General features: G+C 66.6%; 14 protein-coding genes and 1 pseudogene. 12 read left to right on the top strand and 3 right to left on the bottom strand.

The features are described from left to right. The 7 genes from F0Q45_RS30290 to F0Q45_RS18880 all read left to right on the top strand — a co-directional run. Positions 1–148, top strand: a 148-nt coding sequence (locus tag F0Q45_RS30290; protein ID WP_373425034.1) for a hypothetical protein, incomplete at its 5' end; no start/stop codon positions are given. 59 nt (positions 149–207) lie between these two features. After that, positions 208–1,518, top strand: coding sequence for an NAD(P)/FAD-dependent oxidoreductase (locus tag F0Q45_RS18905; protein ID WP_149655395.1), 1,311 nt, complete (start codon positions 208–210; stop codon positions 1,516–1,518). After that, positions 1,515–2,252 carry a DUF1365 domain-containing protein gene (locus tag F0Q45_RS18900; RefSeq protein ID WP_223163924.1) on the top strand — a complete coding sequence of 246 codons (738 nt, stop codon included), beginning with the start codon at positions 1,515–1,517 and terminating at the stop codon, positions 2,250–2,252. The genes F0Q45_RS18905 and F0Q45_RS18900 overlap by 4 nt, the downstream gene beginning before the upstream one ends. Next, positions 2,249–3,544, top strand: a complete 1,296-nt coding sequence (locus F0Q45_RS18895; RefSeq protein ID WP_149655394.1) for a class I SAM-dependent methyltransferase — start codon at positions 2,249–2,251, stop codon at positions 3,542–3,544. Before F0Q45_RS18900 ends, F0Q45_RS18895 begins: the two co-directional genes overlap by 4 nt. 11 nt (positions 3,545–3,555) lie before the next feature. Beyond that, positions 3,556–4,335 carry a DUF1295 domain-containing protein gene (locus tag F0Q45_RS18890; protein ID WP_262491060.1) on the top strand — a complete coding sequence of 260 codons (780 nt, stop codon included), beginning with the start codon at positions 3,556–3,558 and terminating at the stop codon, positions 4,333–4,335. A 44-nt stretch (positions 4,336–4,379) separates the two neighbouring features. Further along, on the top strand, positions 4,380–4,943 hold the full coding sequence (locus F0Q45_RS18885; protein ID WP_149655392.1) for a sigma-70 family RNA polymerase sigma factor: 564 nt from the start codon (positions 4,380–4,382) through the stop codon (positions 4,941–4,943). A 57-nt stretch (positions 4,944–5,000) separates the two neighbouring features. After that, positions 5,001–5,717, top strand: coding sequence for an anti-sigma factor (locus tag F0Q45_RS18880; RefSeq protein ID WP_149655391.1), 717 nt, complete (start codon positions 5,001–5,003; stop codon positions 5,715–5,717). A 249-nt stretch (positions 5,718–5,966) separates the two neighbouring features. On the opposite strand, the gene F0Q45_RS18875 is transcribed toward F0Q45_RS18880, so the two are convergent. Continuing rightward, on the bottom strand, positions 5,967–6,815 hold the full coding sequence (locus F0Q45_RS18875; protein ID WP_149655390.1) for a hypothetical protein: 849 nt from the start codon (positions 6,813–6,815) through the stop codon (positions 5,967–5,969). 10 nt (positions 6,816–6,825) lie between these two features. Further along, positions 6,826–7,341 carry a mycothiol transferase gene (locus F0Q45_RS18870; RefSeq protein WP_149655389.1) on the bottom strand — a complete coding sequence of 172 codons (516 nt, stop codon included), beginning with the start codon at positions 7,339–7,341 and terminating at the stop codon, positions 6,826–6,828. A gap of 64 nt (positions 7,342–7,405) precedes the next feature. On the opposite strand from F0Q45_RS18870, the gene F0Q45_RS18865 reads away from it, so the two are divergent. From F0Q45_RS18865 to F0Q45_RS18855, 3 genes are all read left to right on the top strand, one after another. Next, positions 7,406–9,142, top strand: a complete 1,737-nt coding sequence (locus tag F0Q45_RS18865) for an N-acyl-D-amino-acid deacylase family protein (protein WP_149655388.1) — start codon at positions 7,406–7,408, stop codon at positions 9,140–9,142. A gap of 94 nt (positions 9,143–9,236) precedes the next feature. Further along, positions 9,237–10,706 carry a PPE family protein gene (locus F0Q45_RS18860; protein WP_149655387.1) on the top strand — a complete coding sequence of 490 codons (1,470 nt, stop codon included), beginning with the start codon at positions 9,237–9,239 and terminating at the stop codon, positions 10,704–10,706. A 27-nt stretch (positions 10,707–10,733) separates the two neighbouring features. After that, positions 10,734–11,147: a pyridoxamine 5'-phosphate oxidase family protein gene (locus tag F0Q45_RS18855; protein WP_149655386.1), complete on the top strand. Its 414-nt coding sequence runs from the start codon at positions 10,734–10,736 to the stop codon at positions 11,145–11,147. Between the two features lie 61 nt (positions 11,148–11,208). Here the strand turns inward: F0Q45_RS18855 and groL are convergent, their stop codons facing one another. Beyond that, positions 11,209–12,831, bottom strand: coding sequence for a chaperonin GroEL (gene groL / locus F0Q45_RS18850; RefSeq protein ID WP_149655385.1), 1,623 nt, complete (start codon positions 12,829–12,831; stop codon positions 11,209–11,211). A gap of 516 nt (positions 12,832–13,347) precedes the next feature. On the opposite strand from groL, the pseudogene F0Q45_RS29435 reads away from it, so the two are divergent. Both F0Q45_RS29435 and F0Q45_RS18840 read left to right on the top strand, forming a co-directional pair. Next, positions 13,348–13,737: pseudogene (locus tag F0Q45_RS29435) on the top strand (molybdopterin-binding protein); the annotation flags it as partial. A 259-nt stretch (positions 13,738–13,996) separates the two neighbouring features. Further along, the coding region (locus F0Q45_RS18840; protein ID WP_149655384.1) for a PE family protein at positions 13,997–14,913 on the top strand (917 nt) is incomplete at its 3' end.

The following is a 14,913-nucleotide window of genomic DNA, read 5'->3' as shown; positions in this document are numbered from 1 at the left end:
TTCGTTCATGACGCCGTCTATTGCCGCGCTGCTGGGTCGTTGGTTCTGGTGGCCGATGCGAGTTCGGTCCCGCCCGGTCCGGACACCGTCGATAGCACCGGCAGCGGCGCAGACGGATCGATTCCTGGCCTTGAGCGCCGAACGTTAGGTTGCTTTGCCCAACCGATCCGCTCCCATCCGAGTAGCCGGCGGCTCCGAATAGCTGGTGTGCAGCAGGAATATCCCGCAGGACGCTCGATAGCGATCATCGGCAGTGGCGTTGCCGGCCTCACCGCCGCCTACCTGCTGTCCGGACGTGATCACGTCACATTGTATGAGGCAGACACCCGGCTCGGCGGGCATGCCCACACCCACTATGTCGATCGCGGCGACGGCACTGTCATTGGCGTCGACTCCGCGTTCCTGGTACACAACGACCGGACCTACCCGACTCTGCGCCGGTTGTTGGGCGACCTCGGTGTGGCCACCCAGGAGTCGGACATGTCGATGTCGGTGCGGGCCGACGACCTCGGCCTGGAATACGCCGGGGCCCTGGGCCCTCAGGGACTTTTCGCTTGCCCGCAGTCGTTGCGGCCCCGCTATCTGTTGATGCTGGCCGAGATTCTGCGCTTCCACCGCGCCGCCTCGCGACTACTGCGCGCAGGCGCATCCGACCCAGACGAGCTGGAACCGCTGGAAGCCTTCCTCAAGCGGCACCGCTTCTCGTCGTTTTTCGTCGACTACTTCATCACTCCCTTGGTGGCCGCGGTGTGGTCGTGCGCGAGCAAGGATGCGCTGCGCTACCCGGCCCGGTACCTGTTCGTCTTCCTCGACCATCACGGGATGTTGTCGGTTTTCGGGTCGCCGACGTGGCGCACGGTCAGCGGGGGTTCAGCCACTTACGTTCAGGCCATCGCCTCGCGTCTGGCCGAAGTGTCCACGGGCACACCGGTACACTCGCTGCGCCGAGTGGCTCACGGCGTGCTGGTTCAGGCCGGCCACAGTGCCCCGCGTCAGTTCGACGCGGCCGTCGTCGCCGTTCATCCCGACCAGGCGCTGTTGCTGCTCGACGAACCGACCGCGTGGGAGCGCCACATACTGGGAGCGATCCCCTACTCGACCAATCGGGCCCAACTGCACACCGACGAGTCGGTGCTGCCCCGCCATCGCCGCGCCCGCGCGTCCTGGAACTATCTGGTGACACCCGGTCGCGAACACGTGGTGGTGAGCTACGACATCAGTAGGTTGATGCGCATCAACGGCGAGCGACGGTTTTTGGTCACTCTCGGCGGCCATGACCGCGTGGATCCCCGGTCGGTGCTAGCCGAGATGACCTACAGCCATCCGCTCTATACACCGGAATCCGTTGCGGCGCAAAGTGCCTTGCCGACGCTCGACGATGATCGGGTGGTGTTCGCCGGCGCCTACCACGGCTGGGGCTTCCACGAGGACGGCGCCGTCTCGGGGCTGCGTGCGGCCCGTCGGCTCGGGGCGGACTGGCCGGCCGCCACCCCGCGCGAGGCGGTCGTGCCGTGCTGACCAAAGCGTCGACCACAACGGGGACTCCGGCGATCTATCGCACCACGATCACCCACTCGAGACAGGCCCCGGTACACCATGCGTTCGAATACCGAAGCTATAGCTGGTATGTCGACGTCGACGAGCTGCCCCGGCTACCCCGGTGGCTACGCCCTTTCGCACAGTTTCGCGCTGCGGACCACTTCACCGGGCCGCCGCACGCCGCACTGCGGGATCGGCTGGAAGCCTTGTTCGCCGATCGCGGCGTCGCGCTGCCCGCAGGCCGGATCACCGCGCTGCTGCAGGCCCGGGTGCTCGGGTATGTCTTCAACCCGTTGAGCATCTTCTGGTGCCACGACCGCGACGGCCAGGTGCGCCACGTGGTCGCCGAGGTGCACAACACCTACGGAGGCCGTCATGCCTACCTGCTGCCACCGGCGGATTCGCCTGTGGTGACGGCCAAGAAGTTCTACGTCTCACCGTTCAATGCGGTCGAGGGCTATTACGTGGTCCGCGCACCACGACCCGACAACGACGTCGACGTCACGGTCTCGCTGCACCGAGAGCACCCGCGGGCGTTCGCGGAATGCCCGGAATTTGTCGCCAACCTGCGCGGCACCCGACGGCCGGCGACGCCGAAAGAAGTCGCGTTCCTGCACGTCATTGCACCGTTGGCCCCGTTTGTGGTGGCCGCCCGCATCCGAATACAGGGGATCAGATTGTGGTTACGTCGAGTTCCAGTGGTACCGCGATGAGTATCGAGGCCATCCCGGAGATCATCGAAACACCAACGACAGCAATTGATTCGCAACGCTGGCCGGCGGTGGCGCAGGTGCCGTCGGGCCCGGTCGCCGTGTTCTCGGCAACAGTTGCCGGCCGGCTGCTGCGCCGCGCGGCCACCCGACTGCCGCTGCGACTGATTTACCCGGACGGAACGGCGCTCGGCGCCGGCGGCCCGATGTCTCCCATGCTGACAATCCACCGGCCCGAAGCATTGACGCGACGTATCGGACGCCGCGGCCTGATCGGCTTCGGAGAGTCCTACATGGCCGGCGAGTGGTCGTCGCAGGATCTCACCGGGGCGTTGACGGTCCTTGCCGAGTCGGTGGCCGACCTGGTGCCGCGCTCGCTACAGCGGCTGCGGCCGATCGCGCCGGCTTTCCAGCCCACATGCCGGGCCACGAGCCGGGATCAGGCTCGCCGCAACGTCAGCGAACATTACGACCTGTCCAATGAGCTGTTCGCCCAGTTTCTCGACGAGACCATGACCTATTCGTCGGCGCTGTTCGCCGACCTGCGCGCCGCCCAACCAGTGCGGTGGTCGGATTTGGCTGCGGCGCAACGGCGCAAGATTGACCGGCTGCTCGACATGGCCGGCGTCGGTCCCGGCAGCCGGGTGCTCGAGATCGGCACCGGCTGGGGCGAGCTGTGCATCCGGGCGGCCGCCCGCGGAGCCCACGTCCGGTCGATCACCCTGTCTGTAGAACAGCAGCGGCTGGCACGTCAGCGAGTCGCCGCGGCAGGTCTGTCCCACCTGGTGCACATCGACCTGCGCGACTACCGCGACGTCGACGGGAGTTATGACTGCGTGCTCTCGGTCGAGATGATCGAGGCGGTCGGATACCGATCCTGGCCAACGTATTTCGCAGCCTTGAATCAGCTGGTCCGGCCGGGCGGCCGAGTTGTGATCCAGGCGATCACCATGCCCCATGACCGGATGCTGGCCAGTCGCAAGACGCACACCTGGATGCAGCAGTACATCTTCCCGGGTGGGCTGCTGCCGTCCAAGGAGGCCATTGCGAAGATCGCGAACCGACACACCGACTTGCGCAGCACCGACATTGCCTCACTGCAACTGCACTACGCCGAGACCCTGCGGCTCTGGCGGGAGCGGTTTGTTCAGCGGCGAGAAGAGGTGGCGCGCTTGGGTTTCGACGATGTATTCGCACGGATGTGGGAGCTCTATCTGGCCTACGCTGAAGCGGGATTCCGGGCGGGCTATCTCGATGTCGTTCAATGGACCTTCGAACGCAAGGGCCTGCAGTGATCGACGGTGAAATCTTCGTAGTATCGGGCGCTTCGGCTTTGGCGGTGGCAGTCGTGCACGCGGTGACGTTCGCGATCGGCCGCCAGATCGGCCGCTACAACGTCGTCGACGTGGCATGGGGCCTGGGGTTCATCGGGGTCGCGGCCGTGTCTGCCGTATTAGGCTCCGGCGACCCGGTCCGCCGCTGGCTGCTGCTGGCGCTGGTGTCCATCTGGGGTTTGCGGCTGAGCTGGCATATGTACCGCAAGACGGCCGGCAAGGGCGAGGATCCTCGCTACGCCGACCTGCTGCGCGGCGCCACAGCGGGCCAAGTGGTGCGCAAGGTCTTCCTGCTGCAAGGTTTTCTGACACTGTTCATCTCGTTCCCGCTGCAGCTATCGGCGGTTTCCGGCCCGACTCCCATACCGTTGCTGGCCGTCGCGGATTTGGGGTTGGCGGTGTGGCTGCTCGGGTTCGTTTTCGAAACCGTGGGCGACCGCCAACTCCGGGTGTTCAAAGCCGACCCGGCCAACCGCGGGGTCATCATGAATCGCGGCCTGTGGGCGTGGACGCGCCACCCCAACTACTTCGGCGACGCCTGCGTGTGGTGGGGACTGTGGCTGATCACCATCAACGGCTGGGTGCCGCTGCTTACCGTGGGCTCCCCGTTGTTGATGACGTACTTCCTGGTCGATGTGAGCGGTGCCCGGCTCACCGAGAAGTACATGAAGGGCCGTCCCGGCTTCGCCGAATACCAGCGCCGGACAGCGTATTTCCTGCCGCGGCCACCGCGGCCGGAGGCTCAGCGATGACCAGCTTGGCGATCTCGGCACTGCCTGGCGATAGGCTACCCACGATGACCGGACCGGCACGGGTAAGCAACGACCTCAACGCGCTGTTGCGCCAGATCGCGCGCGGCGACAGCGATGCGTTCGCAACGTTCTACGACTACACCAAGTCCCGCGTGTATGGAGTGGTGACGCGAGTGTTGCGCGACGCCGGGTACAGCGAAGAAACCACCCAGGAGATTTACCTCGAGGTGTGGCGGACGGCGTCGGAGTACGACGCCGCCAAAGGCTCGCCGCTGGCCTGGGTGCTGACCATGGCGCACCGCCGCGCCATCGACCGGGTACGGGCCGAGCAAGCCGGCAGCCATCGAGAATCACGGTATGGCGCCGCCAATATCGACCCGGCGAGCGACGTCGTCGCCGATTCGGCGATCGCCGGTGACGAACGCCGCCGCGTCACCCGGTGTCTGGACGGATTGACCGACGCGCAGCGGCAATGCATCGAACTGGCCTACTACGGCGGCCTGACGTATGCCGAGGTGGCCCAGCGGCTAGCCGCCAATCTGTCGACGATCAAGTCACGCATGCGCGACGCGCTGCGAGGGCTGCGCAACTGCCTGGATATGCCATGAACGCGCCGGCGACGACGCAGTGGGGGCACCACCCGCTTGCGGTGGAGAGCGGCGCTCATGACTGAGCCAACCGACTTCGCACTGCTCGAGCTGGCAACCGCCTACGCCCTGCACGCGGTGTCCGACACGGACCGGGCCGATATCGACCGCCGAGTAGCCGCTGCCCCGGCATCAGTCGCGGCGGCCTTCAATGACGAGGTCCGTGCTGTGCGCGAGACGATGGCGGTCGTATCGGCGACGACGGCCGCGCAACCACCAGCGCAGCTCCGCGCGGCCGTGTTGGGCGCTGTGACATCCACCCCAAGAGCCCCAAGAGCCCCGGGCCGCCGGCTAGCACGCTGGCGTACCGCCACCTTGGCAGCAGCGGCGGCCATCGTGGTGGGCCTAGGAGCGTTCGGTCTGGGGGCGCTGATGCGGCCGGCGGCACCGCCCACGGTGGCCGACCAGGTTCTGGCCGCACCGGATGTGCAGACGGTCTCGCGCCCGCTCGGCGGCGGCACGGCCACGGTGATGTTCTCCCGCGACCGCAATGCCGGTGTGCTGGTGATGAACAATGTGCCGCCGCCGTCTCCGGGAACCGTCTATCAAATGTGGCTGCTGGGGGCCAACGGTCCGGCATCGGCGGGGACCATGGGAACAGCGGCGGTGTCGCCGTCAACGAAGGCGACGCTGCCCGACCTTGGCGGCTCCACGGCGTTGGCGTTCACCGTCGAGCCCGGCGCCGGCTCGCCACGGCCGACGGGCACGATTTTGGCAGAGCTGCCGCTCCGCTAAGCTGCCCAAGTGGTCGCCATACCCGGGCTGGTGCAGGCGTCGAGTGGGAGCACGTGGCTTCCAGTGTGCGTTGGTGGCGAAGCTTCGCGGCGTGTCGCCGCCGTGGATGAACGCTCGATCAAGTAAGCCGCCCAGGACGCACAGTCAGCTATCCGGCACTCGACCACCAGGCAATCCAGGCCACACCGCGCCCGACGACGAGCTTACGAGCGGGACCACTAAGGCATGCGGTGTCGCGCCGCCCCGAAATCACTTGAAGAGGCTGCCGAGCGCCGCGACGGCCACGCCGAGCGCCACCAGGGCCGCGCCAGCGATCAGCGTCAAGGTCAGCCACAAGTGCAGGCTGCCCTCCGCATTGCTGACCATCGCGTCGGCGATGCGGCGGATATCGCCAGTTGTCCGGTTGAGCGCATCGTTGAGGTACCGCCCGCCTACCTCGATACCGGCCCAGCCGGCGGCACCGACAAGCAACGCCGAGACGCCGAGGCTGGTCAGCGCCTTGCCGCGGCGACGGGCGGTAAACAGCGTCAGCAACCCGCACACCACGCTCACCGCTACCGCGCCTACGCTCACCCACGGACCCCAGACCGCGAGCTGCCTCAGCTGGCCCTGGCGCACCGGCTGGGGCGCCGATACCGTCAGCGGAACCTTGAGCGTGGCGGGCACCTTCACCTGGTAGCTGCTGAGCACCTGGTGCAGCGCGGCGTCGTTGAGCATCGGCGCCACGTCAACTACCCATTGGTCCCCGTTGCGATCAGACTGCGGCTCACTGAACAACCAACTGTACGCGATCCGGTTCGCTTGTGCGAAGAGCGGCGGAAACGACGGGCTGGCGGTGAATGCGGTGGCCGCATCGTGCACCAGGGAACTGTCGATCGCGTAGCGCTGCCCGCCGCGTTCAGCGATAAGGGCCATTGCGCGCGTGGTGAGCTCGGACGCCATCGCCGATTGCAGAACCGGATCGCCCGCGGCGCTGCGAGCCAGCCCGGCGTAGCCGTCCTCGTCGATGATGTTCGTCTGCGTCCACGCCGCCGGCACCGCTACCGTCAGCGCGACCGTGGTGGCCAGCCAGAACAGCACCGTCGCAGCGAATCGCACGCTTCACAACCTACTGCGCGATCCCACGCAGGTATGCGGCTTGCCCGAGGTGTTGTGCGCAGTCGTCGACAATGCTCACCAACCGCATGCTGGCTGTCACCGGCGGGTCCCAGTTGGTGTCCACGATGCGGGCAAGCTCTGCTGCGTCGATTCCGGCGACGTACTCGGTGGTGAGCTGGTGCACGGCGTGATAGTAGCCAGAGAGCAAGTCGGCGGGGGCGCGCACCTTGGCCACATGCTCAGCGCTGTGCCCGTAGCCGGTGTCGTTGCGGGGCAGATCGAGGCCGAACCGGTCTACCCACCCGTCGCGGGTCCAGACCTGCTCGGCGCCGGCTAGGTGGGCCACTTGAATGTCCTGGACCCGGGCGCTGTGCCAGAGCAACCAGGCAATGCTGTTGGCGGTGGGGGTGGGCCGATAGTCGGCGGTATCGTCGGTCAGGCCGTCGGTGAGATCATCGGCATGTTCGATCAATCGGGTGAACGCGTCACGCAGCAGCTCCCGGGCTGCGGCGTCGGTACCGGCCATATCGGCGACTTTACGGGCGACGGCGTGCCTGGCACCACAACCCGCACGGCCGTAGATTACTTAGATGACCTATGACCTCCTCATCCATAACGGCACCATCGTCGACGGGCTGGGAGGTGAACCACATGTAGGCGACGTCGCGGTGCGCGACGGTGTCATCAAAGCCGTAGGGTCGGTCACCGCGGACGGCGCCAAACGCGAGATCGACGCGACCGGACTGCTGGTCACGCCGGGTTTCGTCGATTTGCACACCCACTATGACGGCCAGGCCATCTGGTCGGACCGGCTGACGCCGTCGTCGGCGCATGGGGTGACCACCGCGGTGGTGGGTAACTGCGGGGTGGGCTTCGCGCCGTGCCGCCACGAAGACCACGACGTGCTCGTCGACGTGATGGCCGGGGTCGAGGACATTCCCGGCGTTGTCATGACCGACGGCCTGCCGTGGACCTGGGAGACGTTCCCCGAGTATCTGGACGCTCTGGAAGCCGGTAGGCGTGATATCGACGTGGCGGCTTATCTTCCGCACTCCCCCTTACGGGTGTACGTGATGGGGCAGCGCGGCGCCGACCGCGAGCCGGCCACCGCCGCAGACCTCGCGAGAATGCGAGCGTTGGCCAAGGAGGCGATCGAGGTGGGCGCGCTGGGCTTCGCGTCCTCGCGGCTGACCATCCACAAGACCGAGAGCGGGTCGCCTATCCCCAGCTACGACGCCGCTCGCGAAGAAATCGAGGCGGTCGCCAGGGGTGTCGTCGACGGCGGCGGTGGACTGCTGCAGTTCGTGCCTGACATTCCGGCCGGTGGCTATCAGCCCGTGTTGCAGACGGTGTTCGACGTCGCCGAGGACGTCGGGCTGCCGGTCACCTTCACCCTCGTGGTGGCCAACGTCGGCGACCCGACCTGGCCGGACGCCCTCACGATGGTGGAGAAAGCCAACAAGAAGGCGGGCGAAGGCCCTTTTTTCACCGCGCAACTGCTGCCGCGTCCGATCGGGCTGATCATAGGGCTGCAGCTGTCGGCAAACCCGTTCGTGCTCTACCCCAGCTACCGCGAGATCGCGGACCTACCACTCGCCGAGCGGGTCGCCGAAATGCGCAAGCCAGAAGTCCGTGCCCGCATCCTGGCTGACAAGCCCGGTGTCGGTCATCCGATCCTGTATGTGGCGCAGGCCTGGGATTGGATCTTCCCATTAGGTGACAACCCCAACTACGAGCCGGACCCGGCGGACAGCATCGGGGCCCGGGCTCGGGCCCGGGGGGTGAACCCGATGGAAGAGGCCTACGACCGACTGCTCGACGACGACGGCCACGCCATGCTGCTGGTCGCCACCAGCAACCTGGAGAACAGTTCGCTAGACACCGTCGGCAAACTGTTGCGCCGTGACGACGTCGTACTCGGGCTGGGCGACGGCGGTGCGCACTACGGCATGATCTGCGATGCCAGCTACTCGACCTACTTCCTGGCGCACTGGGCGCGCGATCGCACGTCGGGTCGGTTCAGCGTCGCCGAAGCCGTCCGCGAACTCACCTCGGTTCCGGCTAGGGTGGCCGGGCTGGCCGACCGCGGGCGCATCGCCGTGGGCTATAAGGCCGACCTCAACGTCATCGACCATGCCGCGCTGCGGCTGCACAAGCCGGTCATCCGACACGACCTGCCCGCCGGAGGGCGCCGCTTGGATCAGACCGCCGAAGGCTACGTCGCGACGGTGGTTTCCGGACAGGTCATCGCCGAGCACGGTGTGCCCACCGCTGCTCGACCCGGAAAGCTGGTGCGCGGACGCCAAACCGCGCCGGTCCCCCGCTGAACTACTGGAGCTTCCTGTGGGCCCGCTATGGATGGGCAGTTTTTCCGATGCCGATACGGCCACGGCGAAGGGCGCTGGCGGGTAGTTTGGGCTAGTGACAAACCCGCATTTTGCGTGGTTGCCGCCAGAGATTAACTCGGCACTCATGTTTGCCGGTCCCGGAGCGGGGCCGCTCCTTGCCGCGGCCACGGGCTGGAACGGTTTGGCTGAGGAGCTGGCTGCGGCGGCGGCGTCATTCAGTGCGGTCACGTCCGAGCTGACAAATGGTTTCTGGCAGGGTGCGTCGGCGGCGGCGATGTTGACCGTCGCCACCCAGTACATGGCATGGCTCGGCGCGGCGGCGCTGCAAGCCGAGCAGGTGGGAATACAAGCCGCGGCTACCGCGTCCGCTTTCGAAGCGGCACTGGCGGCGACCGTGCAGCCGGCGGTGGTGGCGGCCAATCGTGGGCTGATGCAGGTGCTGGCGGCCACCAACTGGTTGGGATTCAACACGCCGGCGATCATGGACATCGAGGCCGCCTACGAGCAGATGTGGGCGTCGGACGTGGCAGCGATGGCGGCCTATCACTTCGATGCGTCGGCAGCCGCCGCACAATTGGCACCCTGGCAGCAAGTACTGCGCAACCTTGGTATCGACATCGGCAAGAACGGCGCGATCAACCTCGGCTTCGGCAACACCGGCAGTGGAAACATCGGCATCGGCAATACCGGCAGCGGCAACCTTGGTGTCGGCAACACCGGCAGCGGCAACGTCGGCAGCGGGAACACCGGCAATAACAACCTCGGTATGGGCAACCTGGGAAGTGGCAACCTCGGGTTCGCCAGCACCGGCGACAGGTCGTTGGGGTTTGGACTGACGGGTGATAACAAGGTCGGCTTCGGCGGTTTCAACTCAGGTAGCGGCAACGTCGGGTTCGGGAATTCCGGAACCGGAAACGTTGGCTTTTTCAATTCCGGTACTGGGAACTTGGGCATCGGCAATTCAGGCTTGCTCAATTCCGGCCTGGGAAACTCCGGGAGTATCAACGCCGGCTTCGGCAATGCCGGCAGCATGAACATGGGCCTGTGGCAGTCGGCGATGCCTGGCGATATGGCCGCTGCAGCCGCTCTAGACCCGGCCCTGGCCAGCTCCGCCAGCTATGCCACCGGCGGCACAGCCACCTTGGGCTCGAGCATCCTCAACTCGGCACTTGCCCAGACGGGAGCCGTGAACCCGGCCCTGGCAAGCCCGTTGCACCCAGCTTCGGCCACCCCAACCGCCGCTGCGCCGGCCGCCGCGCCAGCTACGCCGGCCAGCGGGCTCGACAGCGGCAGCGCGAGCACCGGCGCCGGCAATGCGGGCAGTGGCTCCGCCGCGCCGTCGGGTGTGCGCAGCGCCGGCACCGGTTACACCGGTGTCTACAACGCGGGTGCTAACGATGCCGGCCTGCGCACCGCCACCCGGGAAGCGGGCTTGGGCGCTCCCAGTACTTCCGGGTCGAGCATCCCACGGTCAACGTTCTACCCCAGCCGTGAACCTGGCGAGCCGGACACTGGTATCAAGCTGCCAGTGCGCTCGGAGTAAGCCAACCAGCCGCCTATTCTCGATGCCATGGGCGCCAAGCAGGTAGACCTCAAGCGGCTGGCCACCGCCCTGGCCGACTATCCCTTCGCATACCTGATCACGGTCGATGACGACTACCACGTCCACACCGTGACCGTGGAACCGGTAATGCGCGATCTGCCCGCGGGCACCGAAGGACCTCAGGCGATCGTCGACGTCGGGTTGATCGGCGGACGCACCCGCAAAAACCTGGCCAGTCGCAGCGACGTCACCGTGCTGTGGCCGCCCACCGAGCCGGGTGGCTATTCCCTGATGGTCGACGGCCGCGCCGAGACCGAGTCCGACGCCGACGCAGTGCGCTGCCGTGTGGTGCCCACTCGTGCGCTGCTGCACCGCAAGGCCGACTCACCATCGGCCGCTCAGGGTTGCCTGCACGACTGCATCGTGTTTAGCCAGCCGTAGCCGCAGGAGCGGAAAAAGCCCGGCCCCACAGGCGGGACCGGGCTCTTTCTGGAGTACCGGACTAGAAGTCCATGCCTCCCATGTCGCCGCCACCGGGCATGGCAGCCTTTTCCTTCTCCGGCTTGTCGGCTACGACGGCCTCGGTGGTCAGGAACAGGCCCGCGATGGACGCCGCGTTCTGCAGCGCCGAACGGGTCACCTTGACCGGGTCGGCAACGCCGGCCTTGAGCAGGTCCTCGTACTCACCGGTAGCGGCGTTGAGGCCGGTACCGGCGGGTGAGTTGCGAACCTTCTCGGCCACTACGCCGGGCTCCAGCCCGGAGTTGAACGCGATCTGCTTCAGCGGAGCCTCCAACGCCACCCGGACGATGTTGGCACCGGTGGCCTCGTCGCCGGTGAGGTTCAGCTCGTCCAGGGCCGGAGCCGAGTGCAGCAGGGCCACGCCACCACCGGCGACGATGCCCTCCTCGACAGCCGCCTTCGCGTTGCGGACCGCGTCCTCGATACGGTGCTTGCGCTCCTTGAGCTCCACCTCGGTGGCCGCACCGGCCTTGATCACCGCAACACCGCCGGCCAGCTTGGCCAGCCGCTCCTGCAGCTTCTCGCGGTCGTAGTCGGAATCGCTGTTCTCGATCTCAGCCCGGATCTGGGACACCCGGCCGGCGATGGCGTCGGAGTCGCCCGCGCCCTCGACGATGGTGGTCTCGTCCTTGGTGACAACGACCTTGCGGGCCTTACCCAACAGCGACAAGTCAGCGGTCTCGAGCGAGAGGCCGACCTCCTCGCTGATCACCTGACCACCGGTGAGGATGGCCATGTCCTGCAGCATCGCCTTGCGACGGTCACCGAAGCCGGGAGCCTTGACCGCCACCGACTTGAAGGTGCCCCGGATCTTGTTGACGACCAGGGTGGACAGGGCCTCACCCTCGACATCCTCGGCGATGATCAGCAGCGGCTTGCCGCCCTGGATGACCTTCTCCAGCAGCGGCAGCAGGTCCTTGACCGTCGACACCTTGGAGCTGACCAACAGGATGTAGGGGTCCTCCAAGACCGCTTCCTGCCGCTCGGCGTCGGTGACGAAGTAACCCGAAATGTAACCCTTATCGAACCGCATACCCTCGGTGAGCTCAAGCTGCAGGCCGAAGGTGTTGGACTCCTCGACGGTGATGACGCCCTCGTTGCCCACCTTGTCCATCGCCTCGGCGATCAGGTCGCCGATGGACTGGTCGCCCGCCGAAATTGCTGCGGTGGCTGCGATCTGCTCCTTGGTCTCGACCTCTTTGGCCGACTTGAGCAGGGTTTCGGTGACCTTTTCGACCGCCTTCTCGATGCCGCGCTTGAGGCTGAGCGGGTTGGCACCGGCCGCGACGTTGCGCAGGCCTTCTTTGACCAGCGCTTGAGCCAGCACGGTGGCCGTGGTGGTGCCGTCACCGGCGACGTCGTCAGTCTTCTTGGCGACTTCCTTGACCAGCTCGGCGCCGATCTTCTCGTACGGGTCCTCCAGCTCGATCTCCTTGGCGATGGACACACCATCGTTGGTGATCGTGGGGGCACCCCACTTCTTCTCCAGGACGACGTTGCGGCCCTTGGGGCCCAACGTCACCTTTACCGCGTCGGCGAGGGCGTTCAGGCCCCGCTCAAGGCCGCGACGGGCCTCTTCGTCGTACGCAATTGTCTTGGCCATTGCGAAGTGATTCCTCCGGATTGGGAATGAAACAGGGGTCACCGGGTTCGGGCAACCCCGTTACTTACGCTGGCCGGGCGCAGTGCCCGCGACGGACGATCGCAGCCGATTGTTGCTGGACCTCACCGTCCCGACCTAGCACTCGCCGGTCGCGAGTGCCAAGATCATTCTTAGCACTCGCCCATGCCGAGTGCAAGAAGCGCGGCCGGCGGCGAGGCGGGGCATGTAGCGCCCAGGAGAAGCAGCGAGCGATGAGAAAGCAGCTTGCGACGAGGCGCGGTACGCAGCGTCCAGTCACATCCGTCACAGTGGCCCTTGTTCCGAACTGATACTCGTTGTGCCCGACTACGCGCGACAACCCGAGACCTCGCGAGGTGTCGGAAGAAATGGGCAACTCGTGTGCCGGCCGTGGCACCCGTCGTCAGAACGCGATGGTCTCCCACTCATGGGCGAGGATCGCCCGTCATGAGCAACACCCGGACACCGGGGTCACTACCAGCTCCTCTGGCCTGTCATCGGGGCGTGGAATTCGTTCAAAGTGGCAATGCAACCAGCAATGCCCCGAGGCGTCGGACGGTTGGCGGGCACGCCGATCATCACGCTGCCGGGAAATCCGGTTAGCGTGCTGTGTCTTTCGAGGTGTTTATGCGTCCGGCGCTGAGAATGGCGATGGGCTTGCCGAATCCGATGCGGCCACAACGGGCCGCGGCGCTCGCCGAGACGGTCAGCTCGCCGCGGGTAAGCGTCAGTTCCGCCGTGTGATTCTCGATCACGAGACCGGCCCGGTGGTCAGCTACGGCCCGCCGGCGGTCGCACCATTTGCGCTGGCTGGCGATGGCCCATGCGCTCGACGACGTCGAGGAAGTGGTCGCGAGAACCGCACTGCAGGTGTGGGAGCTGGCGTAATCACGAGCGCGCAGGATCGAGGCCATTCCCCGGCCCAGGATGGGAAAGACGCACGAAACCAGTTACACAACTTTGCATCATTGATCACTTAATGAACGTGTGCCGATATTTGTGCATCGCGTTTACACGCTAGATAACGTTCTAATAACGATCACTGATTATTATTGGCTGTATTGCAAATGGCTGCATAGTGTCCGTGTTCATCTTCCGTGACTTGGCCACGGAGCGTGAAGGAACGGTTAAGGAAAAGGACCCGCCCATGTCCTATGTGATAGCGATTCCGGAGTATCTGACGGCGGCGGCAACAGAGTTGGCGGGCGTCGGGTCGACGATCAACACGGCCAGCTCGGCGGCGGCGGCTTCGACAACACAGGTGCTGGCCGCAGCCGCCGATGAGGTATCGGCGCAGATCGCCGTGCTGTTCGAAGCGCACGGCCTCGGCTATCAGCAAACGGTTGCGCAGGCGAGGGCGTTTCACGACCAGTTCGTGCAGGCCCTGAAGGCGGGCGCGCAGGCCTATGTCAACGCCGACGCCGCCTCGGCCGCCGCCGTCGACCAAAATCTGCTGAATCTCATCAACGCGCCCACGCAGGCATTGGTGGGGCGTCCGCTGATCGGCAATGGAGCCAACGGAGCCCCGGGGACTGGGCAAAACGGTGGCGACGGTGGCATTTTGATCGGCAACGGCGGAGCCGGTGGGTCCGGCACCACCGGCGCGACCGGGGGGCCCGGCGGCAACGGCGGAGCCGCCGGCCTGCTGGTTGGCGCGGCCGGCGCCGGCGGCGCCGGCGGGATCGGTACCGGGGTCGTCGGTAAGGGCGGGGCCGGCGGCCAAGGTGGCCTCGGCGGGCTGTTCAGCCCCGGCGGGGCCGGCGGCGCCGGCGGCGGCGGCGCCGCGGGTGGGATCGGCGGGGCCGGAGGCGTTGGGTTGTTCGGCTCGGGCGGGGCCGGCGGCAACGGCGGCAACGGCACCACCGGCGCAGGGGGTTCCGGTGGATCCGGCGGGTCCAGCCTCTTCACTGGAAACGGCGGCGCCGGCGGAGACGGCGGGGCCGCCGGGCTTAACTTTGCCGGCGGTAACGGCGGGGCGGGCGGCAACGGCGGCGCACTCTACGGCGACGGCGGTGCCGGCGGCAACGGCGCCGACGGTGGCAACGGCACCTCCGGCGGTACCGG

Source organism: Mycobacterium simiae, assembly GCF_008370645.1.
Classification (GTDB): domain Bacteria; phylum Actinomycetota; class Actinomycetes; order Mycobacteriales; family Mycobacteriaceae; genus Mycobacterium; species Mycobacterium simiae_A.
Note: the sequence above shows the minus strand (reverse complement) of the source record. Positions and strands in the feature narration are given on the sequence as shown.

Excerpts from the sequence above, each read along its gene's own strand:
- F0Q45_RS18865 (WP_149655388.1), top strand. The coding sequence starts at position 7,406 with ATGACCTATGACCTCCTCATCCATAACGGCACCATCGTCGACGGGCTG.
- F0Q45_RS18855 (WP_149655386.1), top strand. The coding sequence starts at position 10,734 with ATGGGCGCCAAGCAGGTAGACCTCAAGCGGCTGGCCACCGCCCTGGCC.
- groL (WP_149655385.1), bottom strand. The coding sequence starts at position 12,831 with ATGGCCAAGACAATTGCGTACGACGAAGAGGCCCGTCGCGGCCTTGAG.
- F0Q45_RS18895 (WP_149655394.1), top strand. The coding sequence starts at position 2,249 with ATGAGTATCGAGGCCATCCCGGAGATCATCGAAACACCAACGACAGCA.
- F0Q45_RS18880 (WP_149655391.1), top strand. The coding sequence starts at position 5,001 with ATGACTGAGCCAACCGACTTCGCACTGCTCGAGCTGGCAACCGCCTAC.
- F0Q45_RS18885 (WP_149655392.1), top strand. The coding sequence starts at position 4,380 with ATGACCGGACCGGCACGGGTAAGCAACGACCTCAACGCGCTGTTGCGC.
- F0Q45_RS18870 (WP_149655389.1), bottom strand. The coding sequence starts at position 7,341 with ATGGCCGGTACCGACGCCGCAGCCCGGGAGCTGCTGCGTGACGCGTTC.